Origin of the sequence: Pseudomonas sp. Q1 (assembly GCF_009935975.1) — a bacterium.
Classification (GTDB): domain Bacteria; phylum Pseudomonadota; class Gammaproteobacteria; order Pseudomonadales; family Pseudomonadaceae; genus Aquipseudomonas; species Aquipseudomonas palleroniana.
The window spans coordinates 92734-114598 of record NZ_QODI01000010.1 but is presented as its reverse complement, the minus strand read 5'-3'; the positions used below and the strand labels follow the sequence as shown (position 1 = coordinate 114598).

Here is a 21865-nt window from a genome sequence, read left to right as displayed (position 1 = left end):
GCCATGCGCCTGTTCGCAGCGCTGCTGGGCCTGTGCTTGCTGTGCGGCCAGATCGCCCAGGCGCAGGTGCGCAGCTATGACCAGATCATCGCCGCGGGTGAGCTGAAAGTGGCGGTGTACAAAAACTTCGCCCCCTACAGCTTCGAACAGGGCACAACGCCGCGCGGGGTCGATGTGGAACTCGCGCAGGCGCTGGCCAAGGCCCTGGGGGTGCGGTTGACGCTGATCTGGGCGCCCGCCGGGGAGAAGCTCGACGACGACCTGCGCGACTACATCTGGCGCGGCAGCCCGTTGCACCATCATCAATTGGCCGACCTGATGCTGCGTGCGCCCTACGATCACGACTATGCGCAGAGGCGCAACGACCAGGGCGAACTGGAAAACGGCCAGGTGGTGATGTTCGGCCCCTACCAGAACGAACAATGGCAGGTGGCCTATGACCGTCGGCGCCTGGACAGTGTCGCCAGTGTGGCGGTATTCAAACAGCACCCCATCGGCGTCGAAGTCGACAGCGTGCCGTCGTTCTACCTCACTTCAGTGTTCAACGGCATGCTCGCCGGCAAGACCCATCATTACCCGGGCGTACCCCAGGCCTTTGCGGCAATGAAGGCCGGGAAAATCGACGCGGTGATGGCCATGCGCGGTGAAATCGATTGGCAGGTGCATGAGGCCCACGACCCGCAACTGGCTTTGGCTGAAAACGCCTACCCCAATATGGGCAAACAACGCTGGGAGATCGGCATGGCGGTGCATGAAAGCAACCGCCAGTTGGCCTATGCCGTGGAGGATGCGTTGGAAGGCTTGATCCGCGACGGCTCGCTGCAAGCCATCTACCAGCATTACGGCCTGCGCTATGAAGTGCCCGAGATGTACCAATGAACTGGCGCCTGAGGCTGATGTTGGCGTGCTGGCTGCCGCTTGCGGCCCACGCCACGCAGGTGGACCCGGTGCCGTCGGTGATGTGGGCGTTTTATCAGAAGCAGTTCTTGGGCGATGCGCCGTTCGTGTTCGACGAGCGGGTCAAGCTGCTGGCACCGCCGTTTGCCGAAGATGCGCGGCAGGTGCCGCTGGAGATCGACGCCCGCGCCTTCAATGGCCACGTGGTGAACATCCTGGCTTGGGCCGAACTCAACCCGTTGCCGAAGATCGTCGACTTCCACCCCAAGGCCGGCGTATTGCCGTGGTTGTCGATCCGCATCCGTATCGAACAAGCCACGCCGCTGCGCGCGGCGGTGCTCACCGATGATGGCGTGTGGCATGTCGGCTCGGCCCTGATCGACGCGGCCGGTGGCGGTTGCACCGCACCCAGTGTGGTGCGCACCCAGCCGGGCTGGGAAGAGCATATCGGCGAGGTACTGGGCGGGCGTTATCCGCGTGGTGAGTTCAGCCGCGTGCGCGTGCAGGTGGCGCACCCGATGGACAATGGCCTGGTCAGCGGTATCCCGGAGTTTTATCTGAACCACGCCCAACTGCGCGACGCTCAGGACCAGGTACTGGCGGAGCTTGAGTTGTTCCCGGCGGTCAGCGAAAACCCCAACCTGGCATTCGACATCCAAAGGGCGGGGCCGACGCGCCTGCTGCTGCGGGACAACAGCGGCAACCAGATCGACGCCGCCATCCCCTGACCTCAAGGAGCGCGGTATGCGCTGGATACTGCTGTGTTGCCTGTGCCTGAGCCTGCCCGCGCTGGCGGATCTCGACTACGCGCTCAAGCCCCGTCTGATTGCCGACGACACTTGGCTGTTGGAAGGCAGCACCGACAACTTCAACAAGGCCAATGGCGGCAACATCGTCAACACCGCGTTCATCGTCACCGAAGCCGGCGTGGTGGTGATCGACACCGGGCCGTCCAGGCGCTACGGCGAAGCGCTGCGCCAGGCGATTGCCGGTGTCACCGCCAAACCGGTGATCCAGGTGCTGCTGACCCATCATCACCCCGACCATGCCTTGGGCAACCAGGCGTTCAAGTCCGTGCCGATCGGCGCCCTGGCCGACACCACGCGCTTGCTCCACGAGCAGGGCGATGGCATGGCTGAAAACCTCTATCGCCTGGTCGGTGACTGGATGCGCGGTACCGAAGTGCTGCTGCCTACCCAGGTGCTCGAACCGGGTGTGCTGAGCGTCGGCAGCCATGATCTGCGCTTGCTGGCGTTCACCGGGCATACCGGCGCGGACCTGGCGATCCTCGACAGCAAGACCGGTGTGCTGTTCGCCGGCGACCTGGTGTTCTACCAACGTGCGCTCACCACTCCCAACAGCCCGGGGCTGGCGGCCTGGCTGGCGGATATCGAACGCCTGCAGGCCTTGCCCTGGACCCTGCTGGTGCCCGGCCACGGCCCGGTCGCCGGCGATGCGCGCCCCCTTGAGCAAATGCGCGACTACCTGACCTGGCTCGACCAGATGCTGCGCGACGGCGCCGCACAGGGCAGCGAGATGGCCGAGCTGATCCGCAGCCCGATCCCCGAGCGTTTCGCCGCGATCAGCCTGAACCGCTACGAACTGATCCGCAGCGTCAGCCACCTGTACCCGCGTTACGAACGCGAGCAATTGCAACGGGTCGACACGCTGCCCCGCTACTAAGGAACTAGCAATCTCGATACAGCGGTCAATTGTGACGGCGGCCGCTGCGCTCAAGAATCGCCGGCAGACCGGGAAAATTTCCCGGGTATAACAAAAAACCGCAGAGGTAGCCGTCATGACCCAACCCGCACGCCGCCAACCCTTCGCCTTGAGTGTGTTGCTCGGTGCCCTCCTGCTGGCCGGCCAGGCCCATGCCGCCGTGACCGATCAGGATATTCTCCAGGACCCGAAAAACCCCGGCCAGATCGTAACCAATGGCCTGGGCGTCCAGGGCCAGCGCTACAGCCCGCTCGATACGCTGAATGTCGACAACGTCAAAGACCTGCGCCCGGCCTGGGCGTTTTCCTTTGGTGGCGAGAAACAACGCGGGCAGCAGGCGCAGCCGATGGTCAAGGACGGGGTCATGTACCTCACCGGCTCCTACTCGCGGGTATTCGCGGTCGATGCGCGCACCGGCAAGAAACTCTGGCAATACGACGCGCGCTTGCCCGATGACATTCGCCCGTGCTGCGACGTGATCAACCGGGGCGTGGCACTGTATGGCGACCTGGTGTTCTTCGGCACGCTCGACGCCAAACTCGTGGCGCTGAACAAAGACACCGGCAAAGTGGTATGGAGTAAAAAAGTCGCCGATCACAAGGAAGGCTACTCCATCAGCGCCGCGCCCTTGGTGATCAACGGCAAGCTGATTACCGGCGTGGCCGGTGGCGAGTTCGGTGTGGTGGGCAAGATCGAAGCATATGACCCGAAAAACGGCGACCTGCTGTGGACCCGGCCCACGGTAGAAGGGCATATGGGCTACGTGTACAAGGACGGCAAGGCCGTGGAAAACGGCATTTCCGGCGGTGCGCCGGGCAAGACCTGGCCCGGCGACCTATGGAAAACCGGCGGCGCAGCGCCGTGGCTGGGCGGTTACTACGACCCGGAAACCAACCTGCTGTTGTTCGGCACCGGCAACCCGGCACCGTGGAACTCCCACCTGCGTCCTGGCGATAACCTCTATTCCTCTTCGCGCCTGGCGCTGAACCCGGATGACGGCAGCATCAAGTGGCATTTCCAGAGCACGCCGCACGACGGGTGGGACTTTGACGGCGTCAACGAATTGATCTCCTTCAACTACAGCGAAGGCGGCAAGGAAATCAAGGCGGCGGCCACCGCCGACCGCAACGGCTTCTTCTACGTGCTCGACCGTACCAACGGCAAATTCATCCGCGGCTTCCCGTTTGTCGACAAGATCACCTGGGCCAGCGGCCTGGATAAGGACGGGCGGCCGATCTACAACGAAGCCAGCCGCCCCGGCGCCCCCGGCAGCGAAACCAAAGGCACCTCGGTGTTTGTCGCCCCGGCGTTCCTGGGGGCGAAGAACTGGATGCCGATGGCCTACAACCGCGACACCGGGCTGTTCTATGTGCCGTCCAACGAGTGGGGCATGGACATCTGGAACGAAGGCATTGCCTACAAGAAAGGCGCGGCGTTCCTCGGCGCGGGCTTCACCATCAAACCGCTGAATGAAGACTATATCGGCGTGCTGCGCGCCATCGACCCGAAAACCGGCAAGGAAGTCTGGCGCCACAAGAACTTCGCGCCGCTGTGGGGCGGGGTGCTGACCACCAAGGGCAACCTGGTCTTCACCGGTACGCCGGAAGGCTTCCTGCAAGCCTTCAACGCCAAGACCGGGGAAAAAGTCTGGGAGTTCCAGACCGGCTCCGGCGTGCTCGGCTCACCTGTGACCTGGGAGATGGACGGCGAGCAGTACGTGTCGGTGCTCTCCGGCTGGGGCGGCGCGGTGCCGCTATGGGGCGGCGAAGTGGCCAAGCGGGTCAAGGACTTCAACCAGGGCGGCATGCTCTGGACCTTCAAGCTCCCCAAGGAACTGGTGGCCAAGCACTAGTTCTACGACCAAATGACCAGGGCCCTCCTGCCAACGGCGCATTCGCCCGGCAGCGAGGGCTCTTTACCATCGGCTCATCGCCTGTTGACCGACAGGCTCGGACCCCGACAGAGGCCTCATCATGATCTACGCACAACCTGGCACCCCCGGCGCCATCGTCACGTTCAAGCCGCGCTACGGCAATTACATCGGCGGCGAGTTCGTCGCGCCGCTCAAGGGTGAGTATTTCACCAACACTTCGCCGGTCACCGGTGAAGTGATCGCCGAATTCCCACGCTCCAGCGCCGCCGATGTCGACAAGGCCCTGGACGCGGCCCACGCCGCCGCCGATGCCTGGGGCAAAACCTCGGCCCAGGATCGTGCTTTGGTGCTGTTGAAAATCGCCGACCGTATTGAGCAACACCTCGAAGTGCTGGCCGTGGCCGAGACCTGGGACAACGGTAAGGCCGTGCGCGAAACCCTCAACGCCGACGTGCCCCTGGCCGCCGACCACTTCCGTTACTTCGCCGGTTGCATCCGCGCCCAGGAAGGCGGCGCCGCCGAGATCAACGAGCACACTGCGGCCTATCACTTCCACGAGCCGCTGGGCGTGGTCGGGCAGATCATTCCGTGGAACTTCCCACTGCTGATGGCCGCGTGGAAATTGGCACCGGCATTGGCAGCCGGTAACTGCATTGTGCTCAAACCTGCCGAGCAGACGCCGCTGTCGATCATGGTGTTCGCCGAGCTGATCGGCGACCTGCTGCCGCCGGGCGTGCTCAACATCGTGCAGGGTTTTGGACGCGAAGCGGGGGAGGCGCTGGCCACCAGCAAGCGCATCGCCAAGATCGCCTTCACCGGTTCCACCCCGGTGGGCGCGCACATCATGCATGCTGCCGCCGAGAACATCATCCCGTCCACCGTCGAGCTGGGCGGCAAGTCGCCGAACATCTTCTTTGAAGACATCATGCGCGCCGAGCCGGCCTTTATTGAAAAGGCTGCTGAAGGTCTGGTGCTGGCGTTCTTCAACCAGGGCGAGGTGTGCACCTGCCCGTCGCGGGCGCTGGTGCAGGAGTCGATCTACGAGCCGTTCATGGCCGAGGTGATGAAGAAGATCGTCAAGATCAAGCGCGGCAACCCACTGGACACCGAGACCATGGTCGGCGCCCAGGCGTCGCAGCAGCAATACGACAAGATCCTGTCCTACCTGGAGATCGCCCAGCAAGAAGGCGCCGTACTGCTCACCGGCGGCGCGGCCGAGCGTCTGGAGGGCGACCTGTCCAGCGGCTATTACATCCAGCCGACTTTGCTCAAGGGGCACAACAAGATGCGCGTGTTCCAGGAGGAAATCTTCGGCCCGGTGGTGGGCGTGACCACCTTCAAGGACGAGGCCGAAGCACTGGCGATCGCCAACGACAGCGAATTCGGCCTGGGCGCCGGCCTGTGGACCCGCGACATCAACCGCGCCTACCGCATGGGCCGCGCGATCAAGGCCGGGCGGGTGTGGACCAACTGTTATCACCTGTACCCGGCGCATGCGGCGTTTGGCGGGTACAAGAAGTCGGGCGTGGGGCGTGAGAACCACAAGATGATGCTCGATCACTACCAGCAGACCAAAAACCTGTTGGTGAGCTACGACATCAATCCGCTGGGCTTCTTCTAACCCTCAAATTTGCAATGCAATTCATGGTGGGAGGGGGCTTGCTCCCGATAGCGGTGTTCAGTGGCATAGGTGTTGACTGACACAGTGCTATCGGGAGCAAGCCCCCTCCCACAGGTTCCACCACCAGCCTGCTCGACAGCGCCTCGGCCACCGCACTCGATTGCGGCGAACTGCTGGCCAGCCCCGAACGGGCAAAGATTTTGGCTGTGGGGCATTTGCTGGAAATCGCCAAGACCACGGTAGATCGCTCCATCGAATGCCTGCAACACGGTTAGAAAAATGTGGGAGGGGGCTTGCTCCCGATAGCGGCCGGTCAGTGACATGAATGCTGACTGGCACACCGTTATCGGGAGCAAGTCGAATCGTCGCACCGCCCCTCCCACATGGACCGTGTTTCAATGTTTGATTGGTAGGGCTGGTGGCATTTGGTCATGGTTTGTAAAGGGCCAGCAAGTTGTGTCGCTTTAAATCGCAGGACGTTTCCTAGACAATCCTTGCCGCCTTGTGCCTGCTGGAATCGGTGGCTAGTCTGCGGTCCGTCACTGCCAAATCAGTGATCGGGTTTAGTCGCCCGGATTCTGAACAGGCGCATGCTCCCATGAAGCTTTTATGGTGGCTGTGCGCAGGGCGCCCTCGGGCGCGCCGGGTTCCTGTTCTGACCGGTCGACTAACCTGCGTACAGCCGCCGCCTTCGTTTAGTCGCGAACAGTGTCGGTTCCTTGATATTCAGACAGGAACTACCTCATGAACAAAGTCCTACCCGATCCACCGATTGACCCCGCCAAAGACCGCGCCGCCTTCAACCGCGCCATCGACCACTACCTGCCCACCCAAGGCTTTCACTCCGTCAACGAAGACCTGAGTTTCGAAGACGCGCTGCTTTACACCACCAGCCTGCTCGACAGCGCCTCGGCCACCGCACTCGATTGCGGCGAACTGTTGGCAAGCCCCGAACGGGCGAAGATTTTGGCGGTGTGGCATTTGCTGGAAATAGCCAAGACCACGGTGGATCGCTCCATCGAATGCCTGCAACACGGTTAGAAAAATGTGGGAGGGGGCTTGCTCCCGATAGCGGTGTGTCAGCGGCATGGGTGTTGACTGACACACTGCTATCGGGAGCAAGCCCCCTCCCACATGGACCGTATTTCAATGTTGGGATTGGTCGAGGTAGTGGTATTGGGTCATGGCGGGTTCTGCATCTCCCATTTTGATTTGCCTGCATCCGCGACTAATGCACTGCAGCCGCTACTTCGAAAGTAGCATTCGCCGCCCACACCCCCCATGCATTAATGACCCGACCGGGATCTTCCGGCACAACAAGAGGACATGCCCATGTGGACTAAACCCGCGTTTACCGACCTGCGTATCGGCTTCGAAGTGACCATGTACTTCGCCAGCCGTTGATTCACCGCCGGCCAGCCTTGTGCTGGCCGGTGCTGTGTGGAGGATGCCCCTTTGGTCTGATTGCAATCGCAGCCGGATGGGTTAGTGTGGAGCGCATCTTCCAAAATAATAAAAACAGGCTTACCCATGAGCCAGACTCTGAGCCCGCTGCGTAAATTCGTTTCTCCTGAAATCATCTTTGGTGCCGGCTGCCGGCACAACGTCGGTAATTACGCCAAGACCTTCGGCGCACGCAAGGTGCTGGTGGTCAGCGACCCCGGCGTGATTGCCGCCGGTTGGGTGGCCGATGTCGAAGCCAGCCTGCAAGCGCTCGGCATCGATTACTGCCTGTACAGCGCCGTCTCGCCCAACCCCCGTGTCGAGGAAGTGATGCTCGGTGCCGAGGTGTACCGTGAACACCACTGTGACGTGATTGTCGCCATCGGCGGCGGCAGCCCGATGGATTGCGGCAAGGCCATCGGCATTGTGGTCGCCCACGGCCGTAGCATCCTCGATTTCGAAGGCGTGGATACCCTCCGCGTGCCCAGCCCGCCGCTGATCCTGATACCGACCACCGCCGGCACCTCGGCGGATGTCTCGCAGTTCGTGATCATCTCCAATCAGCAGGAACGCATGAAGTTCTCCATCGTCAGCAAGGCGGTGGTGCCGGATGTGTCGCTGATCGACCCGGAAACCACCGCCAGCATGGACCCGTTCCTGTCGGCCTGTACCGGCATTGACGCGTTGGTGCATGCCATCGAAGCGTTCGTCTCCACTGGCCACGGCCCGCTCACCGATCCTCACGCGCTGGAAGCGATGCGCCTGATCAACGGCAACCTGGTGCAGATGATCGCCAACCCCGGCGATATCGCCCTGCGCGAGAAGATCATGCTCGGCAGCATGCAGGCCGGGCTGGCGTTTTCCAATGCGATCCTCGGCGCGGTGCATGCCATGTCCCACAGCCTGGGCGGGTTTCTCGATTTGCCCCATGGCCTGTGCAACGCGGTGCTGGTGGAGCATGTGGTGGCGTTCAATTACAACTCGGCGCCGGAGCGTTTCCAGGTGATCGCCGAGACATTCGGCATCGACTGCCGGGGGCTCAACCATCGACAGATCTGCGGGCGCCTGGTGGACCATCTGATCGCGCTGAAACATGCGATTGGCTTCCACGAAACCCTGGGGCTGCATGGGGTGCGTGTGGCGGATATTCCGTTCCTGTCGCGCCATGCGATGCACGACCCCTGCATCCTCACCAACCCTCGGGAGTCGAGCCAGCGTGACGTCGAGGTCGTCTATGGCGAAGCTCTCTGACGACCAGCAGCGCGCCCTCGCCGGGTTGCTGGGCCTTGGCGACCAGTCGGCGCGCAAGAGCCATTACCCGGAACTCACCGCACGCCTGGATGAGCTGGAGGCCGAACGCAAGCGCTACATCCGTCTCAACGACGAGCTGGAGCAGCGGGTGGCCGCACGTACCGATGAACTGCTGGAAGCCAACCACAACCTGCAACAGCAGATCGCCCAGCGCGAACGGATCGAACAGGACCTGCGCGACGCTCGCGACGCCGCCGAAGCCGCCAACCGCAGCAAGGACAAATACCTTGCCGCCGCCAGCCATGACCTGTTGCAGCCACTGAACGCCGCCCGTTTGTTGATCGCCACCTTGCGCGAACGGCAGTTGCCCAGCGTCGAGCAGGTGCTGGTGGAACGTACGCACCAGGCGCTGGAAGGCGCCGAGGACCTGCTGACGGACTTGCTCGATATCTCGCGCCTGGACCAGGCGGCGGTCAAGCCGGACATGGCCGTGTATCGGCTCGATGAGCTGTTTGCGACGCTGGTTTCGGAGTTTCAGTCGGTGGCCCAGGCGTCGGGGCTGAACCTGCGGGTGCACACCGGCCGCTATGCGATCCGCAGCGACTTGCGGTTGTTGACGCGCATCTTGCGTAACTTCTTGAGCAATGCCTGCCGCTATACCGATGAGGGCTGTATCCTGCTCGGCGCGCGCCGCCGGGGCGATCGCCTGCGCCTCGAGGTCTGGGATACCGGGCGTGGTATTGCGGCGGACCGGCTGGAGGCGATCTTCCTGGAGTTCAACCAGCTCGACGTCGGCCGTGCGGCGGACCGCAAGGGCGTCGGGCTGGGCCTGGCGATTGTCGAGCGGATCGCCGAGATCCTCGGCCACCCGGTGGCGGTGCGGTCCTGGCCGGGGCGCGGTTCGATGTTCAGTATTGAGGTGCCGATGAGCGCCGAGATGCCTGCGGCAATCACCCAACTGCCGGTGCAAGCGACGACCGGCAACCCGCTGCCGGGGCGGCGTTTACTGGTGATCGACAACGAAGTGAGCATCCTCGACAGCATGCGTGCATTGCTCGGCCAATGGGGCTGCGAAGTGCTGACCGCCACCGACCAGGCGGGCGCATTGCTGGCGTTGCAGGGCAGGGCGCCGGAGCTGATCCTGGCGGACTACCACCTGGACCATGGGGTGCTGGGGTGCGAGGTGGTCAAGCACCTGCGCGAGCATTTCGGGCAGAAGATTGCGGCGGTGATCATTACCGCCGACCGCACCGACCAATGCCGCCGCGCGTTGCGCCGGCTGGATGCGCCGTTGCTGAACAAGCCGGTCAAACCGGGCAAGTTGCGCGCAGTGTTGAGCCAGTTATTGGCCTAGGGTGTTGATACCTGTCAACACGCCACGCGACGCTTTGCCTCATGCTCCAGGCCCGATCCAGAGGCCCGGAGCCGCCCATGAACGCCCCTGCTACAACCGCTGCATCCTTCAAGTTACCCCTGGGCCTGGTGGTCGCCGTACTGGTGATGGTCGGCGTGCTGTGGTTGCCGCTGCCGGTCGACCTGCCCGTTGCTGGGCAGCGCATGCTGGCGATCCTCGCGTTTGCCGTGGTGGTGTGGATCAGCGAAGCGGTGTCCTATGAGGCCAGCGCGATCATGATCACCTCGCTCATGGCGTTTTTGCTCGGCACCGCACCCTCGCTGCAAGCCCCGACGCAGCTGATCGGCTCCAGCCCGGCCATCAGCATGGCGCTGACCGGCTTCTCCAACCCCGCGCTGGCGCTGGTGGCGGGCGCGTTGTTCATTGCGGCGGCGATGACCCACACCGGCCTGGACCGGCGCATTGCGTTGGTGACCCTGAGCCGCGTCGGTACCAGTACCCGGCGCATCCTGCTCGGCGCGATTGCCGTGACGATCCTGCTCAGCCTGGTGGTGCCCAGTGCCACGGCGCGCAGTGCCTGTGTGGTGCCGATTATGATGGGGGTGATCGCCGCCTTTGGTGTCGATAAACGCTCGAACATCGCCGCCGGCATCATGATCGTGGTGGCCCAGGGCACCAGCATCTGGAACGTCGGCATCCAGACCGCCGCGGCGCAGAACCTGCTGAGCGTCGGCTTCATGGACAAGATGCTCGGCCAGCGCGTGTCGTGGATCGACTGGCTGATCGCCGGCGCGCCGTGGGCGCTGATTATGTCGGCCGTGTTGTTGTACCTGGTGCTCAAGCTGCTGCCGCCGGAAACCGACAGCATCCCCGGCGGTAAAGAAGCGGTGGCGCAGTCGCTGCTGGACATCGGCCCCATGACCGGCCCGCAGAAACGCCTGCTCGCCGTGTCGATACTGCTGTTGTTGGCCTGGGCCACGGAAGGGCGCCTGCACAATTTCGACACCACGTCGACCACCTACGCCGGGCTGGTGTGCCTGCTGCTGCCGGGCCTGGGTGTGATGACCTGGAAGGATGTGCAATCGCGCATTCCGTGGGGTACGGTGATTGTGTTCGGCGTGGGCATCAGCCTGGGCACGGCGCTGCTGACCACCCACGCCGGGCAATGGCTGGGTTCGCAGGTGGTGGCGCACACCGGGTTGGATCAGGTGGGGCCGCTGGGCGTGTTTGCGATTCTTGGCGCGTTCCTGATCCTGATCCATCTGGGCTTCGCCAGCGCCACGGCCCTGACCTCGGCGTTGTTGCCGATCCTGATTGCGGTGTTGCAGACCTTGCCGGGGGAGTTCAACCGGTTGGGGATGACCATGCTGCTGGGGTTTGTCATGAGCTATGGGTTTATCCTGCCGATCAATGCGCCGCAGAACATGGTGTGCCTGGGCACGGCGACGTTTACGGCCAGGCAATTCGCCAAGGTCGGGGTCTGGGTGACGCTGGTGGGGTATGGGTTGATGCTGGTATTTGCGGCGACTTACTGGAGTTGGCTGGGGTGGATCTGATCAGGAGTGCGCTTTAGAAGCATCGAGCAGCCACAGACTGGCTGGAACCCCACCCCAAGATGGCAAGATGAGCGGCTCTCAGGTTTACTATCCCTGAGTCGTGCTTTTACCGACCGGCCCCGTCGGTTCATCTAGGTCATCGAATGGACAAATACACCCCACACACCTGGGAACCCCACGAGCGCCCGAGCCTGCCCGGTTCGCCGTCGACACCGCTGCACCCCACCCACAAGCGCTGGCTGTTCGCGCTGGTGGGCGTGCTGGTGGCAATCACCGGGGGGCTGGGGAATGCCCTGGTCATCGCCAACCTGCAATACCTGCAAGGCGCACTGGGGGCGACCACCGCCGAAATGGCCTGGCTGCCCGCCGCCTATGTGATGACCAACGTGTGCATGAACCTGCTGCTGGTGAAGTTCCGCCAGCAGTTCGGCCTGCGCGCGTTTACCGAAGTGTTCCTGGTGCTATATGCGCTGGTGACCTTCGGCCACTTGTTCGTCAACGACCTCAGTTCGGCCATTGCGGTGCGGGCGGCGCACGGCATGGTGGGTGCGGCGCTGAGTTCCCTGGGGTTGTACTACATGATCCAGGCATTCCCGGCCAAGTGGCGCCTCAAAGCCCTGGTCCTGGGGTTGGGCACCGCGCAGCTGGCCTTGCCGCTGGCGCGACTGTTCTCCGAAGACTTGCTGCAGATTGCCGAGTGGCGCGGCCTGTACCTGTTCGAGCTGGGCTTGGCGCTGATCTGCCTGGGTTGTGTGTTCCTGCTCAAGCTGCCGCCGGGCGACCGTTTCAAGACCTTTGAAAAACTCGACTTCCTCACCTTCGCCATCCTCGCCAGCGGCGTGGCGCTGCTGTGCGCGGTGTTGTCCCTGGGCCGTATCGACTGGTGGCTGGAAGCGCCGTGGATCGGCATCGCCTCGGCCGCCTCGCTGATACTGATCATGGCCGGCCTGGCCATCGAACATAACCGCGCCAACCCGATGCTGATGACCCGCTGGCTGGGCAGCGGCACCATGATTCGCCTGGCACTGGCGGTGATCCTGATTCGCATGGTGCTGTCCGAACAGTCCACCGGTGCGGTGGGGTTCATGCAGATGTTGAACATGAGTTACCAACAGATGCACACGCTGTACGTGGTCATGCTGGCCGGCGCGATCGCCGGGCTGGTGGTCAGCGCGTTGACCATCAACCCCGCGCACCTGTTGATGCCCCTGGTGATTTCCCTGGCGCTGATGGCCACGGGGTCGGTGATGGACAGTTTTTCCAGCAACCTGACCCGGCCGCAGAACCTGTATATCAGTCAGTTCCTGCTGGGCTTTGGCGGTACGTTCTTCCTGGGGCCGACCATGGTGCTGGGCACGAAGAACGTGCTGACCAACCCGCGCAACCTGGTGAGTTTTTCGGTGATGTTCGGCATTTGCCAGAACCTCGGCGGCCTGATCGGCGCGGCGTTGCTCGGCACCTTCCAGATCGTGCGCGAGAAATATCATTCAAGCATGATCGTCGAGCACTTGACCTTGCTTGACCCCCGCGTGGCCGCACGGGTACAGAGCGGCGGTTCGGCCTATGGCGGTATCGTCGCCGACCCGGAATTGCGTAACCTCATGGGCATCCGCAGCCTCGCCACGGCCGCGACCCGGGAGGCGAACGTAATGGCTTACAACGATGTCTTCATGCTGATCGCGATCATCGCGATACTGACCATGATCTGGATCTTTTTGCGCAGCCTATGGCTGATGAGCACCACCCGAGCAGCCACTCCTCCCGTTCAACCCAGCGGCGTTTCTTCATGACCGAATCGACAACCACGACCACCAACGCCATTGCCTCGACCCCGGAAGGCAGCACTCCACCGGGCTCGACCATTACCGAACCGCGCTCGTTGCGGGTGCGCATCGTCTCTTCGCTGGGCTTTGCCGCGATTGCCATCGTCGGTGTGCTGATCGTGTTGTATGCCTGGCAATTGCCGCCGTTCAGCAGCGCCGTGGAGACCACTGAAAATGCGCTGGTGCGCGGCCAGGTGACGATCATCGGCCCGCAACTGAGCGGTTATGTATTTGAAGTGCCGGTGCAGGACTTCCAGTACGTGAAAGCCGGCGACCTGCTGGTGCGCCTGGACGACCGCATCTACAAGCAGCGCCTCGACCAGGCACTGGCACAATTGGCGGTACAGAAAGCCGCGTTGGCCAATGTGGTGCAGCAGCGCAACAGCGCCGAAGCCACCATCAAGCTGCGCCAGGCCGCGTTGGCGGATAGCCAGGCGCAGTCGCGCAAGAGCCTTGCCGACCTGCGCCGCAATGAAGAACTGATCGGCGACGGTTCCGTGTCCAAGCGCGAGCTGGACGTGACCCGTGCGGCGAACGCGCAGACGATCGCCTCGGTGGCCCAAGCCCAGGCCAGCCTGGAAATTGCCCGGCAGGATCTGCAAACCGTGATCGTCAATCGCGGTTCCCTGGAGGCCGCCGTGGCCAGTGCCGAGGCGGCGGTGGAGCTGGCGCGCATCGACCTGTCCAACACCCGCATCACCGCGCCGCGTGACGGCCAGTTGGGGCAGGTTGGCGTGCGCCTTGGCGCCTATGTCAATTCCGGCGCGCAGTTGATGGCCCTGGTGCCCCCGCAGTTGTGGGTGATCGCCAATATGAAAGAAACCCAGATGGACAACGTGCAGGTCGGCCAGCCGGTGACCTTCACCGTGGATGCGCTGAACCACCGCAAGTTTCATGGCACGGTGCAGCATATTTCCCCGGCGACCGGTTCGGAGTTCAGCCTGTTGCAGGCCGATAACGCCACCGGCAACTTCGTCAAGATCGCCCAGCGCGTGCCGGTGCGAATCACGGTCGACCCCGACCAGGCCGAGAGCGAGCGGCTGCGGCCGGGGTTGTCGGTGGTCGTCAGTATCGACACCGCGGGGCGCTTGAAAAACAGCCCGCCTTGAGACCACGCCGCTCAACAGGTGCCAGCGTCACCCAGGCTTGCGACACGCAAACGTAGGTTCGGGTAACCCCTGGGCACCGGGGTTAAGGGCGAACACGCCGCCGGCCAGGGACTGCTCGCTGTGGTCGTCACGAATCGAGGTGACGAACAAGGTGTCCAGGCGACTGCCGCCGAACGCGCACATGCTGGGTTTTTTCACCGGCACGCTGAGCGAGCGGTCGAGGCGACCTTCGGGGGTGAAGCGGTGGACCAAGCCTGCGTCGTTGGCGCAGATCCAATAGCAGCCGTCGGCGTCGACGGCCGCGCCGTCGGGGCGGCCGGGGTGCGCGTGCATGTCGATGAATACGCGGCGATTGGACGGTGTGCCGCTCTCCAGATCGTAATCGAACGCCCAGACCTGCTGCACCGACGGGTGCGAGTCCGAGGCATACATCGTGCGCCCATCGGGGCTGAAGGCCAGGCCGTTGAGGGTGATAAACCCGCTTAGCTGAGCCTGCGGCGTTGCACCTGCGGCGAAGCGATAAAGGCTGCCCTCGGCGGCCCCAAGGCCCATGTCCAAGACCATGCTGCCGGCCCAGAAGCGGCCCTGGCGATCACAGCGGCCATCGTTCAGGCGCATGTCCGCGCGCGGGTGGTCGACGGTCGCCAAGGGGGTGGTGTCGAGGCTGCCGTCGTTGTGCGGGGTGAGTTGGAAAAACCCGGTTTGCATGCCGGCAACCCAGTTGCCGGCGTCGCTACGTGCGATGCAGGCAAGCATTTGCGGGGCTTTCCAGGCCGCGAGGTGGCCGGTGGCGGCGCTCCAGCGTTGCAGGCCGCCGTTGGGAATATCGACCCAATACAGCGCCTGTTCCTCGGGTACCCAGACTGGGCATTCGCCCACGGTGTTGCGGGCGTCGACGATCAATTCAGCGGGCATGGTTCAGTCACCGAAGGGGCCGGCCGCGCAAAACGCACCGCCTTGGTAGACCTTGGCCGGGTCGTTTTCAGCCACGGGTGGCTGGGTTTCGACCTGGGCGCGGAACACTTCGGAGCTGTCCTTGGGCACAAAGCCCAGGTGCGCGGCGTAGCGGTTGTCCCACCAGGTGTCGAGGTTATCCGACATGCCGTACACCACGGTATGGCCGACGTTGGGGGTGTAGAGCGCACGTTCCAGCAGTTGCGTGAGGTCGTCGAAGCTCAGCCAGGTGTGCATCATCCGGCGGTTTTGCGGTTCGGGGAACGAGGAGCCGATACGGATGCTCACGGTCTCGATGCCGTAACGGTCGAAGTAAAAACTGGCCAGGTCTTCGCCATAGGATTTGGACAGACCGTAGTAGCTGTCCGGGCGGCGAGGGGAGTGGGCGTCGAGGATTTCGCCTTGTTTGTGGAAGCCGATCACATGGTTGGAACTGGCGAAGATCACGCGCTTCACGCCGTGGCGGCGGGCGGCTTCGTAGATGTGGAAAGTCCCGCAGATGTTGGCGCCGAGTACCTCTTCAAAGGCGCGCTCCACCGACACGCCGCCAAAATGCAGGATCGCGTCGACACCTTCGACCAACTGGTGCACGGCGTGTTTGTCGGCGAGGTCACAGGGTTGCACTTCTTCAGACGCGTCGGCGGCCGGGGCCATCGGGGCGATGTCCGACAGGCGCAACACCCGGGCATAGGGACGCAGGCGTTCACGCAGGACTTTGCCCAAGCCCCCGGCGGCGCCGGTGAGCAGCAGGCGGTTGAAGGGTGTGGGCGAGGTGATTGTGGTCATGTGGATTCCATTATTGTTGTAGGTTGTCGTATGACTTGTCTCGAGTATCCTTACGCTCCCCCCAGCTTGTCAACCCGACCTGTGGGAGGGGGCTTGCTCCCGATAGCGGTCTATCAATGATGCTTGCGGTGGATGACACACCGCTATCGGGAGCAAGCCCCCTCCCACAGGGGATTTTCTGTGTGCTGGGGGTTGTATGATGAGGTGGTCGGAAGTTGGGGCTCAGTCGGCGAGGAGCATCGGCGGGAGCGTGCCGAGCAGGGACACCGCCGCCACCGCCGCTACGCCCAGTAACCACTCCAGCATCACACTGGCCTTCAAGCTGCCCAGGCGTTCATCACAGCGTTCGATACGCAGGCGGTTCAGCAGCGCCAGCGCCAGCATGCCCAGCACCAGCAGCACCTTGATCAACAGAATCAATGCAAAGCCATTGAACAACGGCGTGGGCCATAGCTGCCCGGTGAGCACGCGCACATTGATCAGCCCCGTCACCAGCAACCCGCTGACCAAGCCATAACCCACGCCGCTGAAACGCTTGAGGATGGTTGCCAGCGCATCCTCTCGCGGGTGCCTCAGGATCAACACCAGCAGCAATAAGCCACCGAGCCAGGCGCCGACGCACACCAGGTGTACCACCTGGTTGAGGATCAGCAGTTGCCCGCTCAACCCATTGAGCATGGCGCCATGGCCCACTGGTGCCAGCGTGACCAGCAGCAGGGTGATCAACGGCAGGCGCAAGGCTGGCCAGGGTTTGACCAGCGCGATCACCAGCAGCAAGTTCAACAACAGATGCCAGGCCCACACTTGGCCAAAGAAGGTTTTGCCCAGCACCAACTGCACGGTCGCCGGTTGCAGCGCCGCGCTCCAACTGCCGGCCATGCTGGCGGTGATCAACAACAACCAGGCCACGCCGGAACACAGCGCCAACCCGGCGAGCACGCGGGTGATGTGCAGCAGGTGCCGGTCAAGTGCCGGTTGCCGTTCAGTGCCTAACAACCAGGGCCTGAAGGCACAGGCCCCGAACATCAACAGCACGACGATGAAGTGCACAAAGCGGCACAGCACCAGCAGTGTCGCCATGAATTATTGGCCGACCTTGAAGCTGTATTCGCCGTTGCTCTTGTGCGTGTCGACCGACACCGCGTTCCACACTACTCGATAGTTGCCGGCGGCCAGCGGTGCGGCAGGCGTGACGACCAGGGTCTTCTTATCGGCGTCGGGGGTTTCCAGGCCCTTGATCGCGACTTCGGTGCCGTCCTTGCTCAGCGACACCTTGGTGAAGACGGCTTCGACGCCTTCGCTGAACGTCAGGCGCAGGTCGGCAGGCGCCGCGACGGTGCTGTCGGCCGCAGGCGTCGAGCTCTTGAGGTGGGCATGCGCAAACGCGGCCGAGGCGCCCAGCAGGGATGCGAGCAGGGCGACGGTGGTCAGGGCTTTCTTGATCAACATTGTTCGATACCTTCAGGTTAGGAAGTCGGTAGAGCCATATGCAGCAAGGGAAAGGGTTTGCCTTCGCCATCCAGCGGCGAGCGTGCGACCTGGATGAAGCCATAGTGCAGATAAAACCCCACGGCCTGTGGGTTTTGTTCGTTGACGTCTACCGTCAGGGTGTCATGGCGCGCACGCGCGTGGTCGAGCAATTGCCGGCCGATGCCTTGGCCACGGCGGTCGGGTTCGATAAACAGCATCTCGACGTTATGCCCGCCGGTGCCGATGAAACCGGCGATACCCTGCGGGTCTTCATACACCCACACATCCAGGGCAGGCATGGGCAAATAGGTGTCGCGCACCAGGGGCAGCAGACGTTGGATGTCGTCCTCTGGCAGGAAGTCATGGGTGGCGCGTACCGAGCGCTCCCACAGTGCGCCGAGCACGGGGTCGTCAGTGGCGACACGAGGTCGGATAGTCATGATCTGGGTCCTTGATCGGGAGAGCGATGCTAACCAATCCGTTTTCCAGGGGAAAGGTTCGCGTCAGAAGTTTCATTGTGGTGTGTCGCCGCGCCCTGGAGCCGATGGTAGTCTTGAGGCCATTTTGTTGTCAGGGAGCCCTTATGGGCAATCACAAGATCGGAATTCGTCGAGTCAACGTCGAAAAAATCCTGTTGGCGGCGGAAAAAGTCTTCGCGGTGAAAGGTTATGGCAGCACCGCCATGGCCGACATCGCCGAAGAAGTGCAATTGCCGCGCTCCAACCTGCATTACTACTTCACCACCAAGAGCGAGCTCTACAGCGCGGTGCTGTTCGACCTGCTGGACGTTTGGAAACAGGACGCCCTGAGCTTCGAAACCTTCGACGATCCGCGTGTGGTGTTGAGCAGCTACATTCGCGCCAAGATGCAGCGCTCGCGCACGCGGCCCTATGGGTCGAAAGTCTGGGCCAACGAAATCATCCACGGCGCGCCGACCCTGGGCCAGGCGCTGGATGAAAGCCTGTACGACTGGGCCAAGATGAAGGAAGCGAAAATTCGCCAATGGGTGGAAGACAAACGCATCCTGCCGGTAGAGCCGTCGAGCCTGCTGTATATGATCTGGGCATCGACCCAGCACTATGCGGACTTTGATCATCAGGTGACGATTCTGAATGATCACCAGCCGCTGTCGGACATGCAGTTCGAGAAGGCCATTCAGACGGTGACCAGTGTGATTTTGCGGGGGATCGGATTGGAGCCTTGAGGTTTGTGTTGTGAGTGGTGGCCTCATCGGGAGCAAGCCCCCTCCCACAAATGACCGCATTCACCTGGGGGCATGCAATCAACTGTGGGAGGGGGCTTGCTCCCGATAGCGGCCTGAAGCCCTACACCGCCTCCCGGTAGGGGTTGCGCGGATCCTGCGTCCAATTCAAAAACGGCTTGCCCGTCTCCATCGGCACCATCTCGATACAATCCGCCACCGGGCAGGTGATCTGGCACAGGTTGCAGCCCACGCACTCATCATCGATCACGCTGTATTGATGCGTGCCATCCGCCAGTTTCACACTCGCGATCGCCTGGTGCGAGGTATCTTCACAGGCGATATGACAACGCCCGCAGCCGATGCACGCCGCCTGATCGATCTTGGCGATGACCTGGTAATTGATGTCCAGGTACTTCCAATCCGTGGTATTGCCCACCGCCCGCCCGGAAAAATCCTGCAGGCTGGTGTAGCCCTGGCTGTCCATCCAACGGGACAGCCCATCCTTCATCTCGTCCACAATCCGAAACCCATGCAACATCGCCGCCGTGCACACCTGCACCGCGCCGCACCCCAGCGCGACGAATTCGGCGGCATCGCGCCAGTTGCCGATGCCGCCAATGCCGCAGATCGGCAGGCCCTGGGTCTGCGGGTCGCGGGCGATTTCCGCGACCATGTTCAAGGCAATCGGCTTGACCGCCGAACCGCAATACCCGCCGTGGGTGCTCTGGGTGCCGACCACCGGCAGGGCGACCATGCGTTCCAGGTCCACACTGGTGATGGAGTTGATGGTGTTGATCAGCGAGACCGCGTCCGCACCGCCGCGATAGGCCGCCCGCGCCGCCACACGAATGTCGGTGATATTCGGCGTGAGCTTGACGATCACCGGCAGCGAGCAGTACGTCTTGCACCAGCGCGTGACTTGCTCGACATACTCCGGCACCTGGCCCACCGCCGCGCCCATGCCGCGTTCGGGCATGCCGTGGGGGCAGCCGAAATTCAGCTCGATACCGTCGCAGCCGGTGGCCTCCACCAAGGGCAGGATGTTTTTCCACGACTGTTCGACGCAGGGCACCATCAGCGACACGATCAGCGCACGGTCCGGCCAGTCCTTTTTGACCTGGGTGATTTCCCGCAGGTTGATCTCCAGGGAACGGTCGGTGATCAGCTCGATATTGTTGATGCCCAGCACTTCACGATTGGCGCCGTAGTGGGCCGAGTAGCGTGACGACACATTGACCGCCGCCGGGTCTTCCCCCAGGGTTTTCCACACCACGCCGCCCCAGCCGGCCTCGAAGGCGCGGACCACGTTGTAGGCTTTGTCGGTGGGCGGTGCGGAGGCCAGCCAGAAGGGGTTGGGGGCCTTGATACCGGCGAACACAATCGAAAGATCGGCCATTACGCAGCCTCCACGTTCAGCATGAGTTGGGCGTGCATGGCCTCGGCGGCCAGCTTGCCGTGTTGCACCGCCTGCACGGTGAGGTCCTGGCCGAGGCTGACGCAATCGCCGCCGGCATAGACGCCTGGAATACTGGTGCGCAACTGCTCGTCGACGAAGATCCGCTCGCCGACGCGGTGCAGTTGCTGGGCCAGCGGGTCGTGCAGGGCGGCGTTGTCGAAGCCCTGGCCGATGGCCTTGAAGATGGCGTCGGCGGCCAATTCGAAGGTTTCGCCGGTCGCGTGCAGACGCCCATTTTCCATGTGTGTGCGCAGAAAGCGCATGCCGCGCACACGACCGTGATCATCCAGCAGCACGGCTTCGGGCTGGGCCCAGGTCAGCAGGCGCACCTGATTGGCCTTGGCAATGTCCTGCTCATGCTGGGTTGCGCCCATGTCCGCCAGGCCACGGCGGTACACCAGGTTCACATCGCGGGCACCCAGGCGGGCCATTTGCACGGCCATGTCGATGGCGGTGTTGCCGGCGCCGAGCACGATGCAGCGGTCGGCCAGGGGCAGTTGGGTGAGGTCCTCGGCCTGGCGCAGTTCGCGGATGTAGTCGGTGGCGGCCAACAGGCCGGGAGCCTCTTCGTGGGGCAGGCCGAGTTGTTTGCTGGCGGCCAGGCCGAGGCCGAGGAACACCGCGTCAAATTGCTGGTGCAGCTCGCTCAAGGTCAGGTTATCGCCCAGGCGCTGGCCGTGGCGAATCTCGATACCGCCGACCTGCAGCAGGAAATCCAACTCCTTTTGCGCAAAGTCATCCACCAACTTGTATTTGGCGATGCCGTATTCATTCAGCCCGCCGGCTTTTTCCCGCGCCTCGAAAATCACCACGTCATGCCCGTGCAAGGCGGCGCGATGGGCGCAGGCCAGCCCCGCAGGCCCGGCGCCGACCACGGCGATGCGTTTGCCGGTGGGCGCGGCGCGCTGGAACGGGTGTTCGCTGAAGTGCGCATTGTCGATCGCGTAGCGTTGCAACAGGCCGATCAGCACCGGGGCGCATTCCTCGGCGTGGTTGCGCACGCAGGCTTGCTGGCACAGGATTTCGGTGGGGCACACCCTAGCGCAACTGCCGCCGAGGATGTTGGCCGAGAGGATTTTCTGCGCCGCACCCTGCACGTTATCGGTGTGGATATTGCGGATGAACGAGGGGATATCGATCTCGCTGGGGCACGCATTCACGCAGGGCGCGTCGTAGCAATACAGGCAACGCGAGGCTTCCAGTTGGGCTTGGCGGCGATTGAGGGGCGGCGCCAGGTCGCTGAAATGGCTGGCCAGCGTTGCGCCGTCTTCTTGGGGGTGGGGGAGGTGGGTCAGGGTCTGGATCACGGGGTTGGCCTCACGGTTTTTTTAGGTTGCCTCTAGCGG

20 protein-coding genes are annotated in these 21865 nt (G+C 63.1%); 13 read left to right on the top strand and 7 right to left on the bottom strand.

What is annotated here, in order from left to right; all coding sequences use genetic code 11:
* Window positions 1-3 precede the first annotated feature (3 nt).
* The 12 genes from DK870_RS17210 to DK870_RS17155 all read left to right on the top strand — a co-directional run bounded on the left by DK870_RS17210 (window position 4) and on the right by DK870_RS17155 (window position 14649).
* Entirely contained in the window at window positions 4-879 is an 876-nt protein-coding gene (locus tag DK870_RS17210) for an ABC transporter substrate-binding protein (RefSeq protein ID WP_161549217.1), read from the top strand.
* A complete protein-coding gene (locus DK870_RS17205) occupies window positions 876-1625 on the top strand; it encodes a quinoprotein dehydrogenase-associated SoxYZ-like carrier (RefSeq protein ID WP_090370045.1) in 750 nt (249 codons plus the stop codon). The genes DK870_RS17210 and DK870_RS17205 overlap by 4 nt, the downstream gene beginning before the upstream one ends.
* A 16-nt stretch (window positions 1626-1641) precedes the next feature.
* Window positions 1642-2580 carry a quinoprotein relay system zinc metallohydrolase 1 gene (locus DK870_RS17200; RefSeq protein ID WP_161549216.1) on the top strand — a complete coding sequence of 313 codons (939 nt, stop codon included), beginning with the start codon at window positions 1642-1644 and terminating at the stop codon, window positions 2578-2580.
* A 115-nt stretch (window positions 2581-2695) separates the two neighbouring features.
* Complete coding sequence (locus DK870_RS17195; protein ID WP_060756787.1) at window positions 2696-4471, top strand: PQQ-dependent methanol/ethanol family dehydrogenase; 1776 nt, start codon at window positions 2696-2698, stop codon at window positions 4469-4471.
* A 121-nt stretch (window positions 4472-4592) separates the two neighbouring features.
* Complete coding sequence (locus DK870_RS17190; RefSeq protein WP_060756786.1) at window positions 4593-6113, top strand: aldehyde dehydrogenase family protein; 1521 nt, start codon at window positions 4593-4595, stop codon at window positions 6111-6113.
* A gap of 744 nt (window positions 6114-6857) precedes the next feature.
* Window positions 6858-7154: a DUF6124 family protein gene (locus DK870_RS17185; RefSeq protein ID WP_161549215.1), complete on the top strand. Its 297-nt coding sequence runs from the start codon at window positions 6858-6860 to the stop codon at window positions 7152-7154.
* 291 nt (window positions 7155-7445) lie between these two features.
* Window positions 7446-7517, top strand: coding sequence for a pyrroloquinoline quinone precursor peptide PqqA (gene pqqA / locus DK870_RS17180; RefSeq protein WP_010209364.1), 72 nt, complete (start codon window positions 7446-7448; stop codon window positions 7515-7517).
* Between the two features lie 126 nt (window positions 7518-7643).
* The gene (ercA, locus tag DK870_RS17175; RefSeq protein WP_104994217.1) at window positions 7644-8807 is read left to right on the top strand and encodes an alcohol dehydrogenase-like regulatory protein ErcA; all 1164 of its coding nucleotides are present in this window, start codon (window positions 7644-7646) and stop codon (window positions 8805-8807) included.
* The gene (locus DK870_RS17170; protein ID WP_161549214.1) at window positions 8791-10161 is read left to right on the top strand and encodes a hybrid sensor histidine kinase/response regulator; all 1371 of its coding nucleotides are present in this window, start codon (window positions 8791-8793) and stop codon (window positions 10159-10161) included. Before ercA ends, DK870_RS17170 begins: the two co-directional genes overlap by 17 nt.
* 77 nt (window positions 10162-10238) lie before the next feature.
* A complete protein-coding gene (locus DK870_RS17165; protein WP_161549213.1) occupies window positions 10239-11717 on the top strand; it encodes a DASS family sodium-coupled anion symporter in 1479 nt (492 codons plus the stop codon).
* Between the two features lie 143 nt (window positions 11718-11860).
* Complete coding sequence (locus tag DK870_RS17160; RefSeq protein ID WP_161549212.1) at window positions 11861-13507, top strand: MFS transporter; 1647 nt, start codon at window positions 11861-11863, stop codon at window positions 13505-13507.
* Complete coding sequence (locus tag DK870_RS17155) at window positions 13504-14649, top strand: HlyD family secretion protein (RefSeq protein WP_161549211.1); 1146 nt, start codon at window positions 13504-13506, stop codon at window positions 14647-14649. The genes DK870_RS17160 and DK870_RS17155 overlap by 4 nt, the downstream gene beginning before the upstream one ends.
* Before the next feature lie 27 nt (window positions 14650-14676).
* On the opposite strand, the gene DK870_RS17150 is transcribed toward DK870_RS17155, so the two are convergent.
* From DK870_RS17150 to DK870_RS17130, 5 genes are all read right to left on the bottom strand, one after another.
* A complete protein-coding gene (locus DK870_RS17150) occupies window positions 14677-15564 on the bottom strand; it encodes an SMP-30/gluconolactonase/LRE family protein (RefSeq protein ID WP_161549210.1) in 888 nt (295 codons plus the stop codon).
* A 3-nt stretch (window positions 15565-15567) separates the two neighbouring features.
* Entirely contained in the window at window positions 15568-16389 is an 822-nt protein-coding gene (locus DK870_RS17145; protein WP_161549209.1) for an NAD(P)-dependent oxidoreductase, read from the bottom strand.
* A gap of 222 nt (window positions 16390-16611) precedes the next feature.
* Window positions 16612-17469, bottom strand: a complete 858-nt coding sequence (gene copD / locus DK870_RS17140; RefSeq protein WP_161549208.1) for a copper homeostasis membrane protein CopD — start codon at window positions 17467-17469, stop codon at window positions 16612-16614.
* A gap of 3 nt (window positions 17470-17472) precedes the next feature.
* Window positions 17473-17838, bottom strand: a complete 366-nt coding sequence (copC, locus tag DK870_RS17135) for a copper homeostasis periplasmic binding protein CopC (RefSeq protein ID WP_060756777.1) — start codon at window positions 17836-17838, stop codon at window positions 17473-17475.
* A gap of 17 nt (window positions 17839-17855) precedes the next feature.
* A complete protein-coding gene (locus DK870_RS17130) occupies window positions 17856-18299 on the bottom strand; it encodes a GNAT family N-acetyltransferase (RefSeq protein ID WP_060756776.1) in 444 nt (147 codons plus the stop codon).
* Between the two features lie 143 nt (window positions 18300-18442).
* Here DK870_RS17130 and DK870_RS17125 point away from each other — a divergent pair, with 143 nt between their 5' ends.
* Window positions 18443-19063: a TetR/AcrR family transcriptional regulator gene (locus tag DK870_RS17125; RefSeq protein ID WP_060756775.1), complete on the top strand. Its 621-nt coding sequence runs from the start codon at window positions 18443-18445 to the stop codon at window positions 19061-19063.
* Window positions 19064-19184: 121 nt separating this feature from the next.
* Here DK870_RS17125 and preA read toward each other — a convergent pair whose 3' ends face one another.
* The gene (gene preA, locus DK870_RS17120; protein ID WP_060756774.1) at window positions 19185-20459 is read right to left on the bottom strand and encodes an NAD-dependent dihydropyrimidine dehydrogenase subunit PreA; all 1275 of its coding nucleotides are present in this window, start codon (window positions 20457-20459) and stop codon (window positions 19185-19187) included.
* Window positions 20459-21826, bottom strand: a complete 1368-nt coding sequence (locus tag DK870_RS17115; RefSeq protein ID WP_161549207.1) for an NAD(P)-dependent oxidoreductase — start codon at window positions 21824-21826, stop codon at window positions 20459-20461. Before DK870_RS17115 ends, preA begins: the two co-directional genes overlap by 1 nt.
* Between the last annotated feature and the right edge of the window lie 39 nt (window positions 21827-21865).

What these genes read in the sequence shown, in the direction of transcription:
- copD (WP_161549208.1), bottom strand. Translation starts at nt 17,469, where the DNA reads ATGGCGACACTGCTGGTGCTGTGCCGCTTTGTGCACTTCATCGTCGTG.
- DK870_RS17185 (WP_161549215.1), top strand. Translation starts at nt 6,858, where the DNA reads ATGAACAAAGTCCTACCCGATCCACCGATTGACCCCGCCAAAGACCGC.
- DK870_RS17205 (WP_090370045.1), top strand. Translation starts at nt 876, where the DNA reads ATGAACTGGCGCCTGAGGCTGATGTTGGCGTGCTGGCTGCCGCTTGCG.
- DK870_RS17160 (WP_161549212.1), top strand. Translation starts at nt 11,861, where the DNA reads ATGGACAAATACACCCCACACACCTGGGAACCCCACGAGCGCCCGAGC.
- DK870_RS17130 (WP_060756776.1), bottom strand. Translation starts at nt 18,299, where the DNA reads ATGACTATCCGACCTCGTGTCGCCACTGACGACCCCGTGCTCGGCGCA.
- DK870_RS17200 (WP_161549216.1), top strand. Translation starts at nt 1,642, where the DNA reads ATGCGCTGGATACTGCTGTGTTGCCTGTGCCTGAGCCTGCCCGCGCTG.
- DK870_RS17150 (WP_161549210.1), bottom strand. Translation starts at nt 15,564, where the DNA reads ATGCCCGCTGAATTGATCGTCGACGCCCGCAACACCGTGGGCGAATGC.
- DK870_RS17210 (WP_161549217.1), top strand. Translation starts at nt 4, where the DNA reads ATGCGCCTGTTCGCAGCGCTGCTGGGCCTGTGCTTGCTGTGCGGCCAG.
- DK870_RS17195 (WP_060756787.1), top strand. Translation starts at nt 2,696, where the DNA reads ATGACCCAACCCGCACGCCGCCAACCCTTCGCCTTGAGTGTGTTGCTC.
- copC (WP_060756777.1), bottom strand. Translation starts at nt 17,838, where the DNA reads ATGTTGATCAAGAAAGCCCTGACCACCGTCGCCCTGCTCGCATCCCTG.
- DK870_RS17155 (WP_161549211.1), top strand. Translation starts at nt 13,504, where the DNA reads ATGACCGAATCGACAACCACGACCACCAACGCCATTGCCTCGACCCCG.
- DK870_RS17125 (WP_060756775.1), top strand. Translation starts at nt 18,443, where the DNA reads ATGGGCAATCACAAGATCGGAATTCGTCGAGTCAACGTCGAAAAAATC.
- DK870_RS17145 (WP_161549209.1), bottom strand. Translation starts at nt 16,389, where the DNA reads ATGACCACAATCACCTCGCCCACACCCTTCAACCGCCTGCTGCTCACC.
- DK870_RS17170 (WP_161549214.1), top strand. Translation starts at nt 8,791, where the DNA reads ATGGCGAAGCTCTCTGACGACCAGCAGCGCGCCCTCGCCGGGTTGCTG.
- preA (WP_060756774.1), bottom strand. Translation starts at nt 20,459, where the DNA reads ATGGCCGATCTTTCGATTGTGTTCGCCGGTATCAAGGCCCCCAACCCC.
- ercA (WP_104994217.1), top strand. Translation starts at nt 7,644, where the DNA reads ATGAGCCAGACTCTGAGCCCGCTGCGTAAATTCGTTTCTCCTGAAATC.
- DK870_RS17165 (WP_161549213.1), top strand. Translation starts at nt 10,239, where the DNA reads ATGAACGCCCCTGCTACAACCGCTGCATCCTTCAAGTTACCCCTGGGC.
- DK870_RS17190 (WP_060756786.1), top strand. Translation starts at nt 4,593, where the DNA reads ATGATCTACGCACAACCTGGCACCCCCGGCGCCATCGTCACGTTCAAG.